Raw genomic sequence first — 16525 nt, forward strand, 5'->3', positions numbered from 1 at the left:
ATGGTTAACATTTAATTAAACTCCCTATTGAGGTCGTATTGAATCTTATTGATATAAAAAACTCTGCGATGAGTCTTGCCCCCCACTCCGTTTGGATTTCTGATTTTCTGCTCACCATAAGCGAAAAGTGTCTCATCGTACCAGTTTTTCAATCCCTCTACACTAGGATCTCTATTCTTCACCTCATCAGATTCAAATGTCAGCTTTACCGGATTGAATGTTCTTCCCTCCACGATATCATTCCCTTCCACCACTTTCGTTCTTATTTCATTTTCTTCGAGGTACATCAATATCACCCGATCCCCAGATGCACTAACAACAACATTCTCCTCCAACGAATAGGTCTGAATATCTTCGATTTTGAAGGTCTGATCCCAGATAATATTGCAGTTTGGATCGAATGCCAGCACCACGGCATGGGTATACTTGTATCCTAGGAAATAAGGATTATTCCTGAAGCCCGGAGAATTAAATCCTCCATACGGACTAAAGCTATTTGAATTTGACGAGTAGTTATACCTCGGATAATAGGCCTCTGCTATCATGATGTACTCACCCTCTCGCTCAAGGATTTTGTGCACAAGTAGCCGGTAGTTGAATTTCTTTACTTTGCCTTTCGCTCGCTTTCTTTCTATTCGATTCTTGATTCGCTTTTCTCGCTTTGGTTTGAGATGTCCAAAAAAGTTATTTAAGTCAGCAAAAGGAAAGTACTTATTGAACTGTTGCTGTCCATTGATGAATTTACTTAAATAGAAGCCCTGACTGTATTGCAATGATTTTCTGGAGTGCGTGCCAGCAAGATATTGCAGACCTCCGGCAAAAGTGGTACTGGCTGCATCCAACAAGCTCCTGCGATCACCTGGGTTGACTAGGTTATCCTGAATAATATCTCCTTTATCGGTAAAAGTCCTTACCCTAACAGTGTACTTTTTATTCCTCATCTTTTCTGAGAGGATAACCGTGAATAATCGTGATTCATTGTCAACCACCAAGTCCAGGATGTCATTCTTATTGTCATAAAACCCAGGGACAACACGAGGAATGCGATCATTTATGTTGTATGTGATGACAACCGGTCGAAAATTGGCGTACCCAGCCAAAAGTATTGTCTCGCCCACGGACTCAAAGTGAGTGATGTCTATAGGGAACACCGTGGTGATCTCATACATTATGTAGTCTATAGACGCTGCAGTGAGCTGATAAACCAATAAATCTTCACTGCGATACCTGCTCTTGTTGAAGAGTAAGTAAAACCTTCCGTCAAAATATTCATAACCAAGTAATGTACCATCGGCTGGAATAACAAGTGTTTGAGACCACTTTACCTGAAGCGCTGTATCCACCATGTGAAGCTTCCATTGATACCCTCCACCCTTAGCCGTTTCAGTGGTTTCCTCCACTACCAAAATACCATCCAGTTCACCAGGCACAATGAAAAACTCAGAGGCTTCACGTTCCATTTCAAATTCAATCCGGTTGGGTTGAAGAATGACTGCACTAGTATCCCTGTCCTTTTTCCTCTGACCAAAAGAAAGGATTGGTAAGGCTATCAGTATTATGAAAAATCTCTTCATTGATGTATAAAACAATTACGTTATTATCTCCCCTATCGTTCGCTCATCTCCATGATGATGTCAAATTCTTCCTTTTTTACAGCCTGAACAGAAAGTCTGGAGTACTTTACTAACTGCATCTCACTTAGTCTTGCGTCTGCCTTAACCTCTGCCAATGTCACCGGACGTTTAAGCTTTTCCTTTGGCACCACGTCCATCACATACCAGCGATGGTCATTAGTAGTCGGATCCTGATAGTATTCTTTAACCACTTCTACGATCCCTACGATGGCTTTTTCATTCACGCTGTGATAAAAAAGGCATAAATCACCAACCTTCATTTTTTTGATGTTGTTTCGAGCCTTAAAGTTTCTTACGCCATCCCAGTGGTCTCGTTCCAGCTTTACCAGGTCATCCCACGAATAGGTATTGGGTTCAGATTTAATTAACCAGTAGTTCATCGATTCAGTTTTAAATTAAATCTAAACAAAAGGGCTGGTGGTTGTTATTTATTAACATCAATAGTTTTTAAACCATCAACAATTCATCCATTTTTACCTTAGATGAAAATATTAATCATCCATTCTGGCACCATTGGTGAGACCCTTTTAATAACGCCAATCATCCGAATTCTGAAAACAGAACGAGACGCTCAAATTCACCTGCTATTGCCACGGGAACGTTGGTCGATCCTGAATGAAAATCCATACCACGACAACATCCTTGATTTGGATGAGGGTATTCTATTTCTAAGAAACTCAATTAAAAACGAAGAATATGATTGGATCATAGACCTTAAAAATGATTTAAAATCCTCGCTAATTAGCAAATCAAATCGTCAAAACCGTATAGCGTTTAAGAATAAAAGATTCCAAAGATGGCTATACACAAAAACGAGGATCAACCTATTACCCACAAAACATCTTGTTGATCAATACATTGATCTGCTTCAGCCTTTAAGCATCAAGGGAGATAGTCTGGGGCTGGATTTTTACATACCAGAAAAAGATGATGTGGAAAATAGCTGGCTACCTAAAACACATCAAAATGGATACGCAGCGGTAGCAATAAATGCTAAATATGGAACCAGAAAGCTTCCAGTTAATCGGCTCATAGAGCTTTGCGACCGAATCAATAAACCCATCATACTTGTTGGAGATGAACAGGAAAAGAGCACAGCTTTGGAAATTGAAGCATTTTTTGAGCAAGGTTCACCTGAGGAAGAGGAAGCAATTGAGGGGCTGAATAAGAAGGCAATTATTTTCAATGCATGTGGTAAGTTTAATTTCAACCAGCAGGCCTCACTGATTAAAAACGCGAGTTGGGTTTTCACATACGACAATGACCATATGCATATTGCTGCAGCATTTAAAAAGCCAATTTTTTCTATCTGGGGGAATACGACCCCTCACTTTGGTATGTACCCATATCGCACTCAGTTTACCGTTTTCGAAAATACCAAGCTAAACTGCAGGCCGTGTGCATTAGGTGGCTATGCAAACTGTCCAAAAGGACACTTTAAATGCATGAATGATGTAACTTTTGACTTCTATTTACCCGATTGATGAAAACCGTCTACCTGATCCGTCACGCGAAATCCTCCTGGTCATTTGATCTGAGTGATCATGATCGTCCATTAGGAAAAAGAGGCAGAAAGGATGTAATAAAAATGGGCAAGCACCTGGCATCTCAGCAACCTGCTCCTGAAGTGCTGATTTCAAGCACTGCCAGTCGCGCCTTTTACACCGCCCTACATATTTGTGATCAGTACGGAATTGACGAAGGAAACATCCGCCTGGACAAAAATCTATATCATGCCGGATCTGGTGAAATTTTAGAAATCATAAAGAAATCACCAAGCTGCGATCGATTAGCCATTTTTGGCCATAATCCCGGATTTACAAGTGCTGCCAATGCTTTTGCCAATCTTAACTTTGATAATGTCCCCACTTGTGGAATCGTAGGTATCAACTTTAACGTCAGGTATTGGAAAGATGTGAATTTTGGTGAGGGTATGCTCGCTTTCTTTTACTTCCCAAAAGAGATTTAACTATCTTTAAATAGCTTCTTGATTAAGATTTAAGAAATCGTTCTCAATAAAGACATGACTACTGCCAATAAAAAACCACGAATTACCGGAATGACACTGGCTGTGACAGAAATGGAGAAAATGATTGAGTTCTATTCAGAAATTTTTCAACTAAATTTTGAGAAGACTGAAATGTATGGCGCTACACTTTACAATACCCAAATCAATGATGTAGCTATTTTATTCTGCCCTGCAGAAATTGCTGAAAACACAGCCAAACAAAATAGGCATCAATTAGAATTTGAAGTTCAGGACCTTAAAAAGATACTTTCTGTAGTTAAAAAGCATCATGGATCAACAATGGGCAATCCGACTGAAAATGATGGAATCATCCAGGTGGGTATAAATGATCCTGATAACAATTCTATTGTACTTAAACAGATAATGAATTAGAGAATATATCTACTCAAATCTTTATCCTTAACCAATCCTTCCAGTTTCTCCTGAACCAGGGCCTTGTCAATAACAATCTGTGCATTCGGACCAATGGTATCCGGGATATCAAATAAAATTTCGTTGAGAAGCTTACTCATCACCGTATGAAGTCTTCGCGCACCAATGTTTTCCACCTCTTCATTAATCTGAAAGGCCATTTCTGCAATTTCTTCTAAGGCTTCATCTTGAAAGGTAAGCTTTACTTCTTCAGCTGCTACTAGCGCTTCATACTGCTTCGTAAGTGCATTTTTTGGCTCAGTTAAAATTCGCAGAAAATCTGCTTTGGTCAGATTATCCAGCTCTACACGTATTGGGAAACGTCCCTGAAGTTCTGGAATTAAGTCTGAAGGTTTACTAAAATGAAATGCTCCTGCTGCTACAAACAATATGTGATCAGTATTGATGATCCCATATTTCGTATTTACTGCACTTCCTTCCACGATTGGTAGCAAGTCTCTTTGCACACCTTCCCTACTCACATCGGGTCCGCCTTTTCCGGCTTCTCCTCCTTTTGCGATTTTGTCTACCTCATCTATAAAAATGATTCCGGTATTCTCTGCTTTGTAAATTGCTTCCTCCTTCACCTCATCCATGTCAATCATTTTAGAGGCCTCCTCCTCCAGTAAAATCTTCCGGGCTTCAGCGATCGTAACTTTTCGTTTCTTTTTCTTCTTTGGCATCATGTTACCAATCATCTCCTGGATATTGATCATAGACGCTTCATCCATGCCACCTCCTATCATTCCTACATTTCCAGAAGGGTTGGCTGTTACATCAATCTCAATCTTCCGGTCATCGAGCTCCCCTTTGCGAATCTTCTCTCTGAAACGAGCCCTTGTTTGCTCATTTAATTCCACTTCATTTTCAGGTTCGTCACTCCCAACTCTGGTTGAGAAGGCGTTCGCGTTTCCTTTGAGTGGTGGAATTAAAGCATCTAGAATAAGTCCTTCTACCACCTCAGCTGCTTTCTCTTTTACCTCCTCCTTTTTCGACACTTTCACCATATTTACCGCCTGCTCCACTAAGTCTCGAACCATGCTTTCCACATCTCGTCCTACATAGCCTACCTCTGTAAATTTGGAAGCCTCCACCTTTGTAAATGGTGCGTCAGCAATTTTTGCCAGTCTTCGTGCTATCTCGGTTTTACCAACACCCGTTGATCCAATCAGCAGTATATTGTTAGGCACGATTTCTCCCTGAATCTCCTCCCTCACATTCATTCTCCTCCATCGGTTCCGGAGAGCTATAGCCACATTGCGTTTAGCATCTTTTTGCCCGATAATGTACTTATCTAGCTCCTCTACTATTTGTTTAGGGGTCAAGTCGTTTTTTATTTCACTCATAAAATTTTCTTAAAATCATTTAAATCAGTGCTAAGGCTGATGAAGCTACTGCCTCCAGCTGCATGAAAAGTTCCTCGTGAAAACCGAAACTCTATTCGTTTCACTTTAACCATAAGTCCATAGGACAACCCTGCTCCACCACCCATATCATCCAACCTCAATTCCTGCTTTCGCTTGTGGCTATATCCTATTAGCAGGTGGATATTATTACTTAACAAGACCTCTGCCCCGAGGTTCATTCTTTTCCACACTTTATCGATGGTTTTACTGTTCCTGCCCGCAGACTCCTCTTCCTGCGTTGCATTTTCATCTACCAAATTTGTCGTAGTTATCGTAAATCGCAAAGGCATATATTCCGGTTTGAAAGAAGTACCAAGCTTCACATCAAAAGGAATAGAGGGTGAAGAGAATGATGTGTATTCCGACACCCTTCCCCCAATGTTTTCCATCACCATGGCAATGGTCCAGTTTTTAGATGGACGGAAGATACCTCCCAAATCCATGAGAATAGCTGTAGATCCATAGCTCTCAATAGATGAATGTGTAAGCTTCAGGTTTGCACCCAGTATAAATGGTCCAAGCTGGTGTGCTTTGCCTATCTGTATCGTGTAATCCTGTGCCTGAAATGTCCCGATCCGATTCCCGGTTTCATCAGTCATTTCAAAAGAGCCAAAGTTGACATAATTTATGCCGGCTGCAAATGTCCCTGCATTCAAAATATTGAAAGTATATGCTCCTGAATAGACGAATACATCGGCAAAATATGGATTGAAATGAAAAAAAAGATTCTTACTTCCCACGGAATCCAGTGTTGCCGGATTTTCAAAAAATTGAGAAACATCTCCATCGACAAGGGAAATAGCGGTTCCACCAAGTGCAGCAGCACGTGGGTTTGAAGTTAGGTTCAGGGATTGATATCCTGCCTGACCACCTAACTGTGACCAGCTAAAAAGCGGTACTAACCATGCTATTACTACTATATATCTCAAGCTTTCTTTTCTTCGGGCAGGATAAACTCGATTGGATTACTTGCTTTTTGTTTGGTTAACGCAATTTCAAGCACCTCAGGTACATATTCTACAAAATGAATTTTTAGTCCCTTCAGATACTTTTCATTAATCTCTTCGAGATCCTTTTGGTTACGCTTACACATAATGATCTCTTTGATACCGGCTCTCCTAGCCGCTAAAATTTTCTCCTTGATGCCACCTACGGGCAGGACTTTACCTCTCAAGGTAATTTCGCCTGTCATTGCTAACTGCTTTTTCACCTTTCGTTGAGTAAAAACAGATGCCAGCGAGGTTAGCATTGTGATTCCGGCAGACGGGCCATCTTTTGGAATGGCTCCTGCTGGCACATGAACATGGAGATCGTAATTATCAAAAATTCGATGATCTATGCCTACGGATTCAGAGTGAGAACGCAAATAAGAAAGAGCAGCTACAGCTGATTCCTTCATCACATCACCCAGCTGTCCTGAAAGTGTGAGCTTCCCTTTCCCTCTGCTCAGAGAAGATTCTATGAATAAGATATCTCCCCCTGAGGGTGTCCATGCAAGCCCTGTCACAACACCAGGAATCGAGTTGTCTTCGTAATTGTCCTTATCGAATATCTCAGGACCTAAAATCCCTCGAACCCTCTCAGCATCTATTTTGGATTCATATGCTTCCTCCATCGCAACCGATTTGGCTACTGAACGAATCACTGCGGCAATCTTACGTTCCAAACTTCTTACCCCGGACTCACGTGTGTAATCGTTGATTAGCTTAGTAATTCCTGACTTATCAAAAACCACATCTTTCGCCTTCAATCCATGTTCTTTCCGCTGTTTTGGAATCAAATGCTTCTTTGCAATTTCCAGTTTCTCTTCTTGCGTATAACCGCTAATATCAATGATCTCCATCCTATCCCTCAGCGCCGGCTGGATCATGTCCAAAGAGTTAGCTGTAGCGATAAACAAGACCTTTGAAAGGTCGTAATCGACTTCCAGGTAGTTATCCTTGAAAGTAGCGTTCTGCTCGGGATCCAATACCTCAAGCAAAGCAGAGGAAGGATCTCCTCTGAAATCTGAACTTACTTTATCAATTTCATCCAGAATAAATACCGGATTCGAAGATTTAGCACGATTCAGATTTTGAATAATCTTTCCGGGCATAGCTCCGATGTAGGTTTTTCTATGTCCTCTTATCTCCGCTTCATCATGCACACCGCCGAGAGACATTCTTACATATTTTCTATTTAGTGCATCCGCGACAGATTTTCCAAGGGAAGTTTTACCAACACCCGGAGGTCCATACAGGCATAAAATAGGTCCTTTTAAATCCTGCTTTAGCTTGCGTACCGCGAGATATTCAATGATCCGATCTTTCACTTTTTCAAGACCAAAGTGATCTCGGTCAAGGATTTTCCTTGCATGCTTCAAATCAAAATTATCATCTGTTACTTCATTCCACGGAAGGTCCACTAGGAGCTCAACGTAGCTCATTGCTACTGGAAATTCTGCCGCTGCAGGGTTCATTCTTGAGATTTTATCCAGCTCTTTTTCAAAATGTTCCTTCACCTCATTTGGCCAGCTCTTTTTCTCTCCCCTCTTTCGTAGTGCGTTTACCTCCTGATCAGGGCCATCCTGCCCCAACTCATCCTGCAGGATTCGTATCTGCTGGCGCAAAAAATAATCCCTTTGTTGCTGATCAATATCAGTATGTACTTTCTCTTGGATTTCCTGCTTCAGCTCAAGCATCTGAAGGTCTTTCAGCATAAACTGAAGGAGCTTTTCAGCTCTTGTTTTTGGCTCATCAATTTCAAGAAGTGCTTGTTTATCACCAACCTCAGCATTTACATTAGATGATAGAAAGTGTGTGAGAAAATTGAAATTATCAATGTTATCCACGGCGACTCGAGCCTCTTTCGGGATTTCCGGACTCAACCCCATGATTTTGGTTGCCGTGTCCTTCATAGACTGAATGAGTGCTTTTTGCTCTTTCTTAGAAAGTTCATTCTTTTTATCAGGAACCGTCTGATATTTTACAATATGGTGAGGATCTTCCTGAACCTGCTCAGTAATTTGGAAGCGGTTTTGACCCTGGATAATGATTGTAGTATTTCCGTCAGGAAGAACGATCATTTTAAGAATCTTAGCAATGGTCCCAACCTCGTATAAGTCCTTGAAATTAGGCTCTTCAGTCTTCCCGTTTTTCTGAGCTACTACACCAATGATTCGGTCTCCCCGATAAGCCTTTTTTACCAACCGGATAGACTTTGTCCTTCCCACAGTGATCGGTAGAACTACTCCAGGAAATAAAACGGTATTTCTAATAGGAAGAATAGGTAAATCCTCCGGAAGATCGGATTCCTCCATTTGACTATCCTCAGGAGAAATAATCTGTATCAGCTCTTCCGAGTCTTCATTTACAAATTCAGGTATTAAAATTGATTTAAAATTTGAGTCGTTCATAAAAATGCCAATGTGTCAGATATTTCGTACACATCCCTTCGTTTTAGGGAAAGGTACATAAATGTCAATCGCTATGCCAAAGTGGTAGCACACGGCAAATAGTGCTAACTTTAAATTAATTTTAATTTTTACTGACGAATCGACAGCATGCACCGCAATTTTTATCGCCATATTGGACTTTTCTTAGTTCTGATCAGCCTATGTGCATCGGCTCAGAGAGGAAGGAAAGAGGTAGAAATCATTACCGATTCCATTCCAAAAGATGTGGTATTTAATGCGTATGAATTTAAAGGAATCAATAAGTATCCTGAATACTACAACAAGCAAAAGCTGGAGCGAATCATAAAGCTCGACCAGGAAGAAAAATGGGAAGAGCTTTACAATGCGTTGAAGGACTATGTTGGGCGCTTTGGCATTCGAAATTTTTATAAAGACACCAAATTGATCTGGCGCCTTGCTAAAATGACTGAACTTTTTGGTGATAAAGAGGAGGCAATGACCCTTTACCGGATGGTGCTCCGGCATCATTATCAGGGCATCAACATCAAAGAAATTGAGCTTTATTATGATTCCCTAAACCGGCAGGCCGCTGAACAATTTGTACCCATTGACTACTACTATGAGCTGGTGGAACATCGAAAGCTGATCGACACCTTACAACCACCAAGAGGGGTGCTTTTGAATATGGGAATGCTTGTAAACAGTGCCAGCGCTGATTACGGCCCTTCGCTCAATATTCACAATGACATTCTGGTATTTACTTCGAAAAGAAAAAAAGTGGATGAGACCATTCGGTTTAGAGAGGATGAAGACCTTTACTTTAGTCATAAAGATCCGTATGGTACATGGTCGAAGGCCAAGCCAATAAAAAAACTGAATTCTCACTATAATGAAGGATCACCGTGCCTGAGTGGGGATGGGAAAACACTGGTGTTTTCTCGCTGTGAATCTCCTGACTCCTATGGTGATTGTGATTTATTTATTGCAACGCTGCAAGAAGACAGCACCTGGACCAGACCAGAAAATTTCGGCGTAAGTGTCAATAGCTTGGCATGGGATTCTCACCCGGCTTTATCACATTCCGGAGACACACTGTTTTTTGCTTCAGATAGATTGGGTGGTTTTGGCCTGGCAGATATTTACTATACCATCAAAGACGATAAAGGACGCTGGTCTGCCGCACTAAATATGGGACCTGTAATTAATACCCGCCAGAATGACGTGAGTCCATTCTATCATCCTGTATATAATGTGCTTTATTTCAGCTCAAACGGTCAACTTTACAATTTCGGTGAATTTGATATTTACAAATCCTATTATGCAGATGAACACTGGACTGAGCCTCAAAATATTGGCCCTTTAGTCAATGGACGGGGAAGTGAGTTTTATTTCACCATCGACTCTGAATCGGAATTGCTGTTTTATGCACGATCATCTACACGCGATTTAAATAAGCAGGATATTTATTCTTTTCCCCTGCCCATGGAGGCACAGCCGGAGGCCACCACTACTGTGACGGGTACTCTCACTGATTCTCTGACAGGAGTTCCTTTTCAAGGAATTGTATCAATCATTGATCTGGATAAAGGAAATGAGGTTGCTCCAAAGTTTCTTAAGGCCGATGGCTCCTTTGAATTTGAATTGATCAATCAAAGAAATTACCTCCTGGTATTGCAGGGAGATGATTTTTTCAGAATCGAGGAAGTTTTCTATCTGGATGGACCCATGGAGCTCAATACGGTTACACAGCCGCTTGCTTCCAGGATGAAGTTCGAATCCATAGAATTTGATGTAGGAAAAGCGGAACTTAAAACAGAGATGTATGCTGATTTGAATAAAGTAGTGAATTTTCTCTATGATAATCCCGAGTTTAAACTTCGTATCTCAGGACATACAGATTCAGTAGGTGATCCGCAAAAAAATCTGCAACTATCCAAAGAGCGAGCCCAAAACATCCGTGATTATATCGTGATTTTTGCTGGGATCATAAAGGAACGTGTAGAGGCGGAAGGATACGGTGATACACGACCAATCGTTGAGAATGAGGTGACTGAAGCCGACCGAAAATTAAATCGAAGGGTGGAATTTGAAATCTATAGAGAAGCTCCGCCAACAGAAGAGTCAGCGGAAACTTCAAATGATTTTTAAAATAAACTGATCGTATCGTTGATGATCACAAAGGCCATCAGTGATAGCAAAATCACCATCCCTACTTTTTGAGCATTCTCCAGAAAGCGATCCGATGGCTTTCTACCAGTAACTATTTCCCACGTTAAGAACATTACGTGTCCTCCGTCAAGCGCAGGTATAGGAAGAAAGTTCATAAACGCCAGCACCATGGATAGTAGGCCAACAATCCTCCAGAAGTTGTTCCAATCCCACGTTCCCCCAAAGAAGGTGGCTATCCTTATGGGACCAGAAAGTGATTTTCTTACATCAACATCCCCAGCAATCATCTTTTGAAAACCTTTAATATTTAACCACACAACAGCAAATGCATTGTAAGTTCCCTCATTAATAGCTTCAAAAAAGGTAAAATCTCGTGTTATGTAGTCAATTTCTCGATATTGATAGAAGCCTATAGTACCATCCTCTCCTACAGGTATATCTAAATTGATTCGTTCATTGTTCCTCGAAATTTCAAAAGTGGCAGTTTGTCCTCTTAGCTGATCCAGGGTAAAGCTTAACTCGTCAAAATATTTAATCTCTTTCCCATTTATGGCCGTGATTTTATCACCAGCCTCCAATCCAGCTTTGTCTGCATTACTTCCGGCCATAATTGACTCTACGGAAAAAAGCCATCTTGGTGCAATTACAAATTCTCTATTCTTTTTGTCTGCAAACTTATCAATGAAGTCATTGGGCATTTCTATTCGCACCTCTTCTCCATCTCTCAATACGGTGTAATAGTTGTCTGTTCCAAGAAGGAGATCTGGACTCATTAAGTCCGAAAATCGTTCATAATCCTTACCATTGATAGCAAGAATTTTGTCTCCTGTCTTAAAGCCTAGCTGCTCACCAAGATCGTAAGCTACAATCCCATGTTTATTCAGCTCTTCTTTTGGAAGGTAAGCTTCACCGTTTGCTAAAGCAAGACCAATAAATATGATGATTCCAGTCACCACATTGACAATAATTCCTCCCATCATCACAATGAGTCTTTGCCACGCAGGCTTTGCTCTAAACTCATATGGCTCTGGCTCAGCATTTAGCGTCTTTGTATCAAGTGATTCGTCAATCATCCCGGTTATTTTCACAAAACCACCCAATGGAATTGCCCCAATTGAATATTCAGTTTCTCCGATCTGCTTCCCCCATATTTTTGGAGGGAATCCGATTGAAAATTTCTCCACACGCATACCGAATGACTTGGCAGCCACCATATGCCCCCACTCATGCACTCCTACTAAAATTGACAGCCCCAGAAGCAGCTGTCCTACCATTATTAACGTCTCCATCTATTTTATTAATTCGAGCGCTTTGGCTCTTGTTTCTTTGTCCGTTTGTATAAAGTCATCTAATTCAGGATTGCGAATATAGCTCACCTTTTTTAGGCAGTTTTCAATAACATCTGAAATCTCGAGGAAGCCCACCTTATCTTCCAGGAATCCCTGAACAGCAATTTCATTAGCAGCGTTCAATATGCAGGGCTGATTGCCTCCCTCCTTTGCCACTTCAAAAGCTAGCTTTAGATTACGAAAAGTTTCTACATCCGGTTTTTCAAAGGTCAACTCCGGGTAGTCCAAAAAGTCAAATCGAGGATAGTCTGCTTGTAATCTGCCAGGGTATGTCATCGCAAACTGAATCGGTACCCGCATATCCGGAAGGCCCATTTGAGCTTTCATCGAACCATCCTCAAATTGAACAATGGAATGAATGATGGATTGTGGATGAACAATCACCTCGATTTGATCCAGGGATACACCAAAAAGCCATTTTGCCTCAATTACCTCGAGTCCCTTGTTCATCATGGTGGCAGAATCAATAGTGATTTTCGCTCCCATATCCCAATTCGGATGTTTTAATGCCTGTTCTTTGGTTACCGCAGCTAATAATCCCCGATTTTTTCCTCTAAAAGGTCCTCCTGAAGCTGTTAGAATAAGTTTTTCGATAGGATTGTGAAATTCACCCACAATGCACTGAAAAATGGCTGAATGCTCAGAATCTACTGGTAAAATATTCACCCCTTTTTCCTGAGCCAACTTTGTGATCATTTCACCGGCTACCACTAATGTCTCCTTATTTGCCAATGCTATTGGTTTCCCGGCATTAATTGCCCGGATGGTGGGTAGTAAACCCGAATATCCAACAAGAGCTGTTAATACCATATCAATGGAATCCATCTCAACCACTGAAGCTAGCGCATTTTCACCAGCAAACACCTTGATATCATGCGAATCCAAGGCATCAAAAACCTGCTGATACAGATCTTCATTACCTATGACAACCGTATTTGGTTTGAATTTTATGGATTGCTCGATGAGTAAGTCAGCACTGTTTTGTGCAGTCAAGACCTCTACCTCGAAGCTTTCAGGATGTCTTTCAATTACATCTAGCGCCTGGGTTCCAATCGATCCCGTAGAGCCAAGAATGGCAATATTTCTTTTCTTCATGTATTTCGCTTCTCCCTGCCTTTTCAAAAGAACAGTCGGCAAAGGTAAGAGTTTGCAATTTTTAACAATCGTATGGAATAAATTTCGATCAGGATCAGTTTATTTTCAGCAACATAACACTAAAGTGATGAATACGATAAAAACAATTGCCATCGGCTTGATAGCTGGTATGGGTGGAGCATTGATAGTAAATCACGTTAATGAACAAACTTACACACAGCAGGAACTGGTTCCTCAAGTGAGGTTAGAGGAATCCAGGCCAAAGGTCCAGCAAGTTTCATATGGTGCCCTCATTCCCAACGAAAACTTCATTGAGGCATCAGAAAAAAGTACAGGAAGTGTTGTATTCATACAAACCTTAAGTGAAATTGAATACCGTACCGGGGGGTGGATGGACTGGTTTTTCGAGCCGCGATCTTCCCAGCGTGTAGGAAGTGGTTCAGGGGTAGTTTTTTCTGAGAATGGATACATCGTCACTAACAATCATGTGATCATGGATGCTGACGAAATCACCGTGATAGCAGGAAAGCGAAGCTATGAAGCTGAACTTGTTGGGCGAGACCCCAGTACTGACTTGGCTGTGATAAAGATTAATTCGAACGACTTGCCTGTGATAGAAAAAGGTGATTCGGAGCAGGTGAAAGTTGGGGAGTGGGTATTGGCAGTTGGAAACCCATTTAACCTCACTTCCACTGTCACAGCGGGTATTGTTAGTGCCAAAGGAAGAAACATCAACATTCTGAGGGACAAGTTTCCTATCGAAAGCTTTATACAAACGGATGCAGCCATAAATCCAGGAAACAGTGGTGGTGCACTTGTAAATGCACAGGGAAAACTCATCGGAATTAATACTGCGATCTTATCTCGAACGGGTTCTTACGCTGGGTATGGATTTGCCATTCCGGTAAACATTGTCAAAAAAGTTTTCAATGACATGGTGAAGTATGGAGAAGTTCAAAAAGCATTCACCGGTGCGGAATTTATTGATATAGATAGTGAATTAGCTTCCCGCATTGGCATTGAAGATTTGGATGGGGTCATCATTGCTGATGTAAAAGAAGGAAGTGCCGCAGATAAAGCCGGTCTAAAAAAGAGAGACGTCATTCGGAAAATTAATGGCAAGCAAATCACCAATAAGGCAAACCTGGAAGAACTGATTGCAAAAAGTTATCCGGGTGACAAGTTCAACGTACTTGCTGAAAGAGATAGCGAGATGATCAATAAAGAACTGGTATTGACAAACCGAGAAGGAACGACAAGTATCATTAAACGAGACATCTACTACTCTGAAGACCTGGATGCGAATTTTGAAAGTGTTCCTAAAGTAGAAAGGGACTTGCTTGGTATCAATAGCGGAGTAAAAGTGGTCGACTACAAATCCAATGGGTTCTTTGCCAACCTGGGCATACCAAAAGGATTTATCATCACTCAGATCAACAATCGATCGATCGATACTCCAGAAGAACTGACCAAGATATTAACGAACATCAGAGGAAGATTCGATGTGATCGGAATAGATGAAAGAGGAAGGAAAGTGTACTATCCGTTTAGGCGTTAAGCCGTACGCATTTTCAATTTCTTCTTCAGCTCATCCACTGAGTATCGGAACTTTGAATCGGTATCCATCATATCGTTAACAGATTGAAGGGCATGAATTACTGTGCTATGATCCCGACCTCCAAAGTGATATCCAATGGACTTTAAAGAATGGTTGGTGTAATCCTTTGAGAAGTACATTGCGACCTGCCTTGCTATTACGATCTCTTTCTTACGTGTTTTTGCTTTCAGGTCATCTTGCCCGACATGGAAGTATTCAGAAACAGTTTTTTGGATATAATCGATACCCACTTCCGAATCAATCTCTTTAACGATGTTCTTGAGTACTTTCTTGGCTAACTCTAAATCCACATCTACGCGCATGAGCGATGCATGAGCAATCAATGAGACTACTACCCCTTCCAGCTCCCGGATATTTGTATCCACAGTGTAGGCAATGTACTCGATTACTTCCTCAGGAATATGGATGCCATCTTCCTGAATCTTACGTTGGATGATAGCCATCCGTGTTTCAAAGGCTGGCTGCTGAAGATCCGCTGTTAAACCCCACTTGAATCTTGAGACTAGTCGCTCTTGCAGTCCTTTTAGGTCTTTTGGAGCGCAATCACTCGTCATTACAATCTGTTTACCAGCTTGATGTAGATGATTAAAAATATGGAAAAAAATCTCCTGAGTTTTTTCCTTGTCTCTTAAAAATTGAACATCATCAAGAATAAGAATATCAACACCTCTATAATAAGAGATAAAACTCTGCACATTATTGTTCTTCAGAGAATCGATGAACTGATTTGTAAACTTCTCGGAAGCCACATAGATAATCTTCTTAGAAGAATCTTGATTTTTGATGTGATTACCTATTGCCTGAACAAGGTGCGTCTTGCCAAGGCCTACACCACCATAGATCATCAAAGGGTTAAATGAGGTAATACCTGGCTTCTTTGCTACTGCATATCCTGCAGAACGGCCAAGCCTGTTACAGTCACCCTCTATAAAGTTCGAAAATGTATAGGTGGGATTCAGATTGTTCTCACTCTTTAGATCATCGATAAATGCAGTATTCAATCCCTTACCATTACTTCCATTACGATCAGCTAGGTTGTTGATTTTCAGGGAAGTGGGGTTAGATTTTTTGGTTTCTTCGTTTTCTACAACAACAGAATATTCCAATCTGGCATCATCGCCCATCTCTTTTGCAATCGCTTCTTTCAGGATATGAACGTAATGTTCTTCTAACCACTCATAAAAAAACTGACTCGGGACTTGAATAGTTAGAACGTTACCCTCTGTCTTTAAGGGGTTTATGGGCTCAAACCATGTACTGTAACTTTGGTTAGGAATACGTTCTTTTATGTACTCAAGGCAGTTTTTCCATATCAAATCGTGCATTTTCGATTAGCGTTATAAGTGGTTTATACTTTGGCTTAGGTGACCCTTTTTTTTCGAAAGGGCATCAAATATGTTTGATTTTTTTTTCATAAAAA

Annotated in this window: 13 protein-coding genes; 5 read left to right on the forward strand and 8 right to left on the reverse strand. The window is 41.0% G+C overall.

Annotated features, from left to right (window positions below):
* Positions 1–11: 11 nt before the first annotated feature.
* Complete coding sequence (locus tag ACP14Y_RS05700; protein ID WP_424961997.1) at positions 12–1574, reverse strand: hypothetical protein; 1563 nt, start codon at positions 1572–1574, stop codon at positions 12–14.
* A gap of 32 nt (positions 1575–1606) precedes the next feature.
* Positions 1607–2014, reverse strand: a complete 408-nt coding sequence (locus tag ACP14Y_RS05705; RefSeq protein ID WP_424961998.1) for an EVE domain-containing protein — start codon at positions 2012–2014, stop codon at positions 1607–1609.
* A gap of 102 nt (positions 2015–2116) precedes the next feature.
* Between ACP14Y_RS05705 and ACP14Y_RS05710 the strand changes: the two genes are divergently transcribed.
* The 3 genes from ACP14Y_RS05710 to ACP14Y_RS05720 are packed head-to-tail and all read left to right on the forward strand — an operon-like array spanning position 2117 to position 4035.
* A complete protein-coding gene (locus tag ACP14Y_RS05710) occupies positions 2117–3118 on the forward strand; it encodes a glycosyltransferase family 9 protein (RefSeq protein ID WP_424961999.1) in 1002 nt (333 codons plus the stop codon).
* Complete coding sequence (locus ACP14Y_RS05715) at positions 3118–3603, forward strand: SixA phosphatase family protein (protein ID WP_424962000.1); 486 nt, start codon at positions 3118–3120, stop codon at positions 3601–3603. Before ACP14Y_RS05710 ends, ACP14Y_RS05715 begins: the two co-directional genes overlap by 1 nt.
* Before the next feature lie 54 nt (positions 3604–3657).
* Positions 3658–4035 (forward strand): VOC family protein, encoded by a 378-nt coding sequence (locus tag ACP14Y_RS05720; RefSeq protein ID WP_424962001.1) that lies wholly within the window; start codon positions 3658–3660, stop codon positions 4033–4035.
* On the opposite strand, the gene hslU is transcribed toward ACP14Y_RS05720, so the two are convergent.
* The 3 genes from hslU to lon are packed head-to-tail and all read right to left on the reverse strand — an operon-like array spanning position 4032 to position 8874.
* Positions 4032–5420, reverse strand: a complete 1389-nt coding sequence (gene hslU, locus ACP14Y_RS05725; protein ID WP_424962002.1) for an ATP-dependent protease ATPase subunit HslU — start codon at positions 5418–5420, stop codon at positions 4032–4034. The two genes, ACP14Y_RS05720 and hslU, sit on opposite strands and share 4 nt — an antisense overlap.
* Entirely contained in the window at positions 5417–6409 is a 993-nt protein-coding gene (porQ, locus tag ACP14Y_RS05730) for a type IX secretion system protein PorQ (protein ID WP_424962003.1), read from the reverse strand. The genes hslU and porQ overlap by 4 nt, the downstream gene beginning before the upstream one ends.
* Positions 6406–8874, reverse strand: a complete 2469-nt coding sequence (lon, locus tag ACP14Y_RS05735) for an endopeptidase La (protein ID WP_424962004.1) — start codon at positions 8872–8874, stop codon at positions 6406–6408. The genes porQ and lon overlap by 4 nt, the downstream gene beginning before the upstream one ends.
* A 147-nt stretch (positions 8875–9021) precedes the next feature.
* Between lon and ACP14Y_RS05740 the strand changes: the two genes are divergently transcribed.
* Positions 9022–11022: an OmpA family protein gene (locus ACP14Y_RS05740; RefSeq protein ID WP_424962005.1), complete on the forward strand. Its 2001-nt coding sequence runs from the start codon at positions 9022–9024 to the stop codon at positions 11020–11022.
* Here ACP14Y_RS05740 and rseP read toward each other — a convergent pair.
* Together rseP and ACP14Y_RS05750 are read right to left on the reverse strand one after the other, a co-directional pair.
* Positions 11019–12332 (reverse strand): RIP metalloprotease RseP, encoded by a 1314-nt coding sequence (rseP, locus tag ACP14Y_RS05745; RefSeq protein ID WP_424962006.1) that lies wholly within the window; start codon positions 12330–12332, stop codon positions 11019–11021. The two genes, ACP14Y_RS05740 and rseP, sit on opposite strands and share 4 nt — an antisense overlap.
* Entirely contained in the window at positions 12333–13487 is a 1155-nt protein-coding gene (locus ACP14Y_RS05750; protein WP_424962007.1) for a 1-deoxy-D-xylulose-5-phosphate reductoisomerase, read from the reverse strand.
* A 127-nt stretch (positions 13488–13614) separates the two neighbouring features.
* Here ACP14Y_RS05750 and ACP14Y_RS05755 point away from each other — a divergent pair, with 127 nt between their 5' ends.
* On the forward strand, positions 13615–15045 hold the full coding sequence (locus ACP14Y_RS05755; RefSeq protein WP_424962008.1) for a trypsin-like peptidase domain-containing protein: 1431 nt from the start codon (positions 13615–13617) through the stop codon (positions 15043–15045).
* Here the strand turns inward: ACP14Y_RS05755 and dnaA are convergent.
* A complete protein-coding gene (dnaA, locus tag ACP14Y_RS05760) occupies positions 15042–16430 on the reverse strand; it encodes a chromosomal replication initiator protein DnaA (RefSeq protein WP_424962009.1) in 1389 nt (462 codons plus the stop codon). The two genes, ACP14Y_RS05755 and dnaA, sit on opposite strands and share 4 nt — an antisense overlap.
* Positions 16431–16525 lie beyond the last annotated feature (95 nt).

It is taken from the genome of Ekhidna sp. (assembly GCF_965247405.1).
GTDB lineage: Bacteria > Bacteroidota > Bacteroidia > Cytophagales > Cyclobacteriaceae > Ekhidna.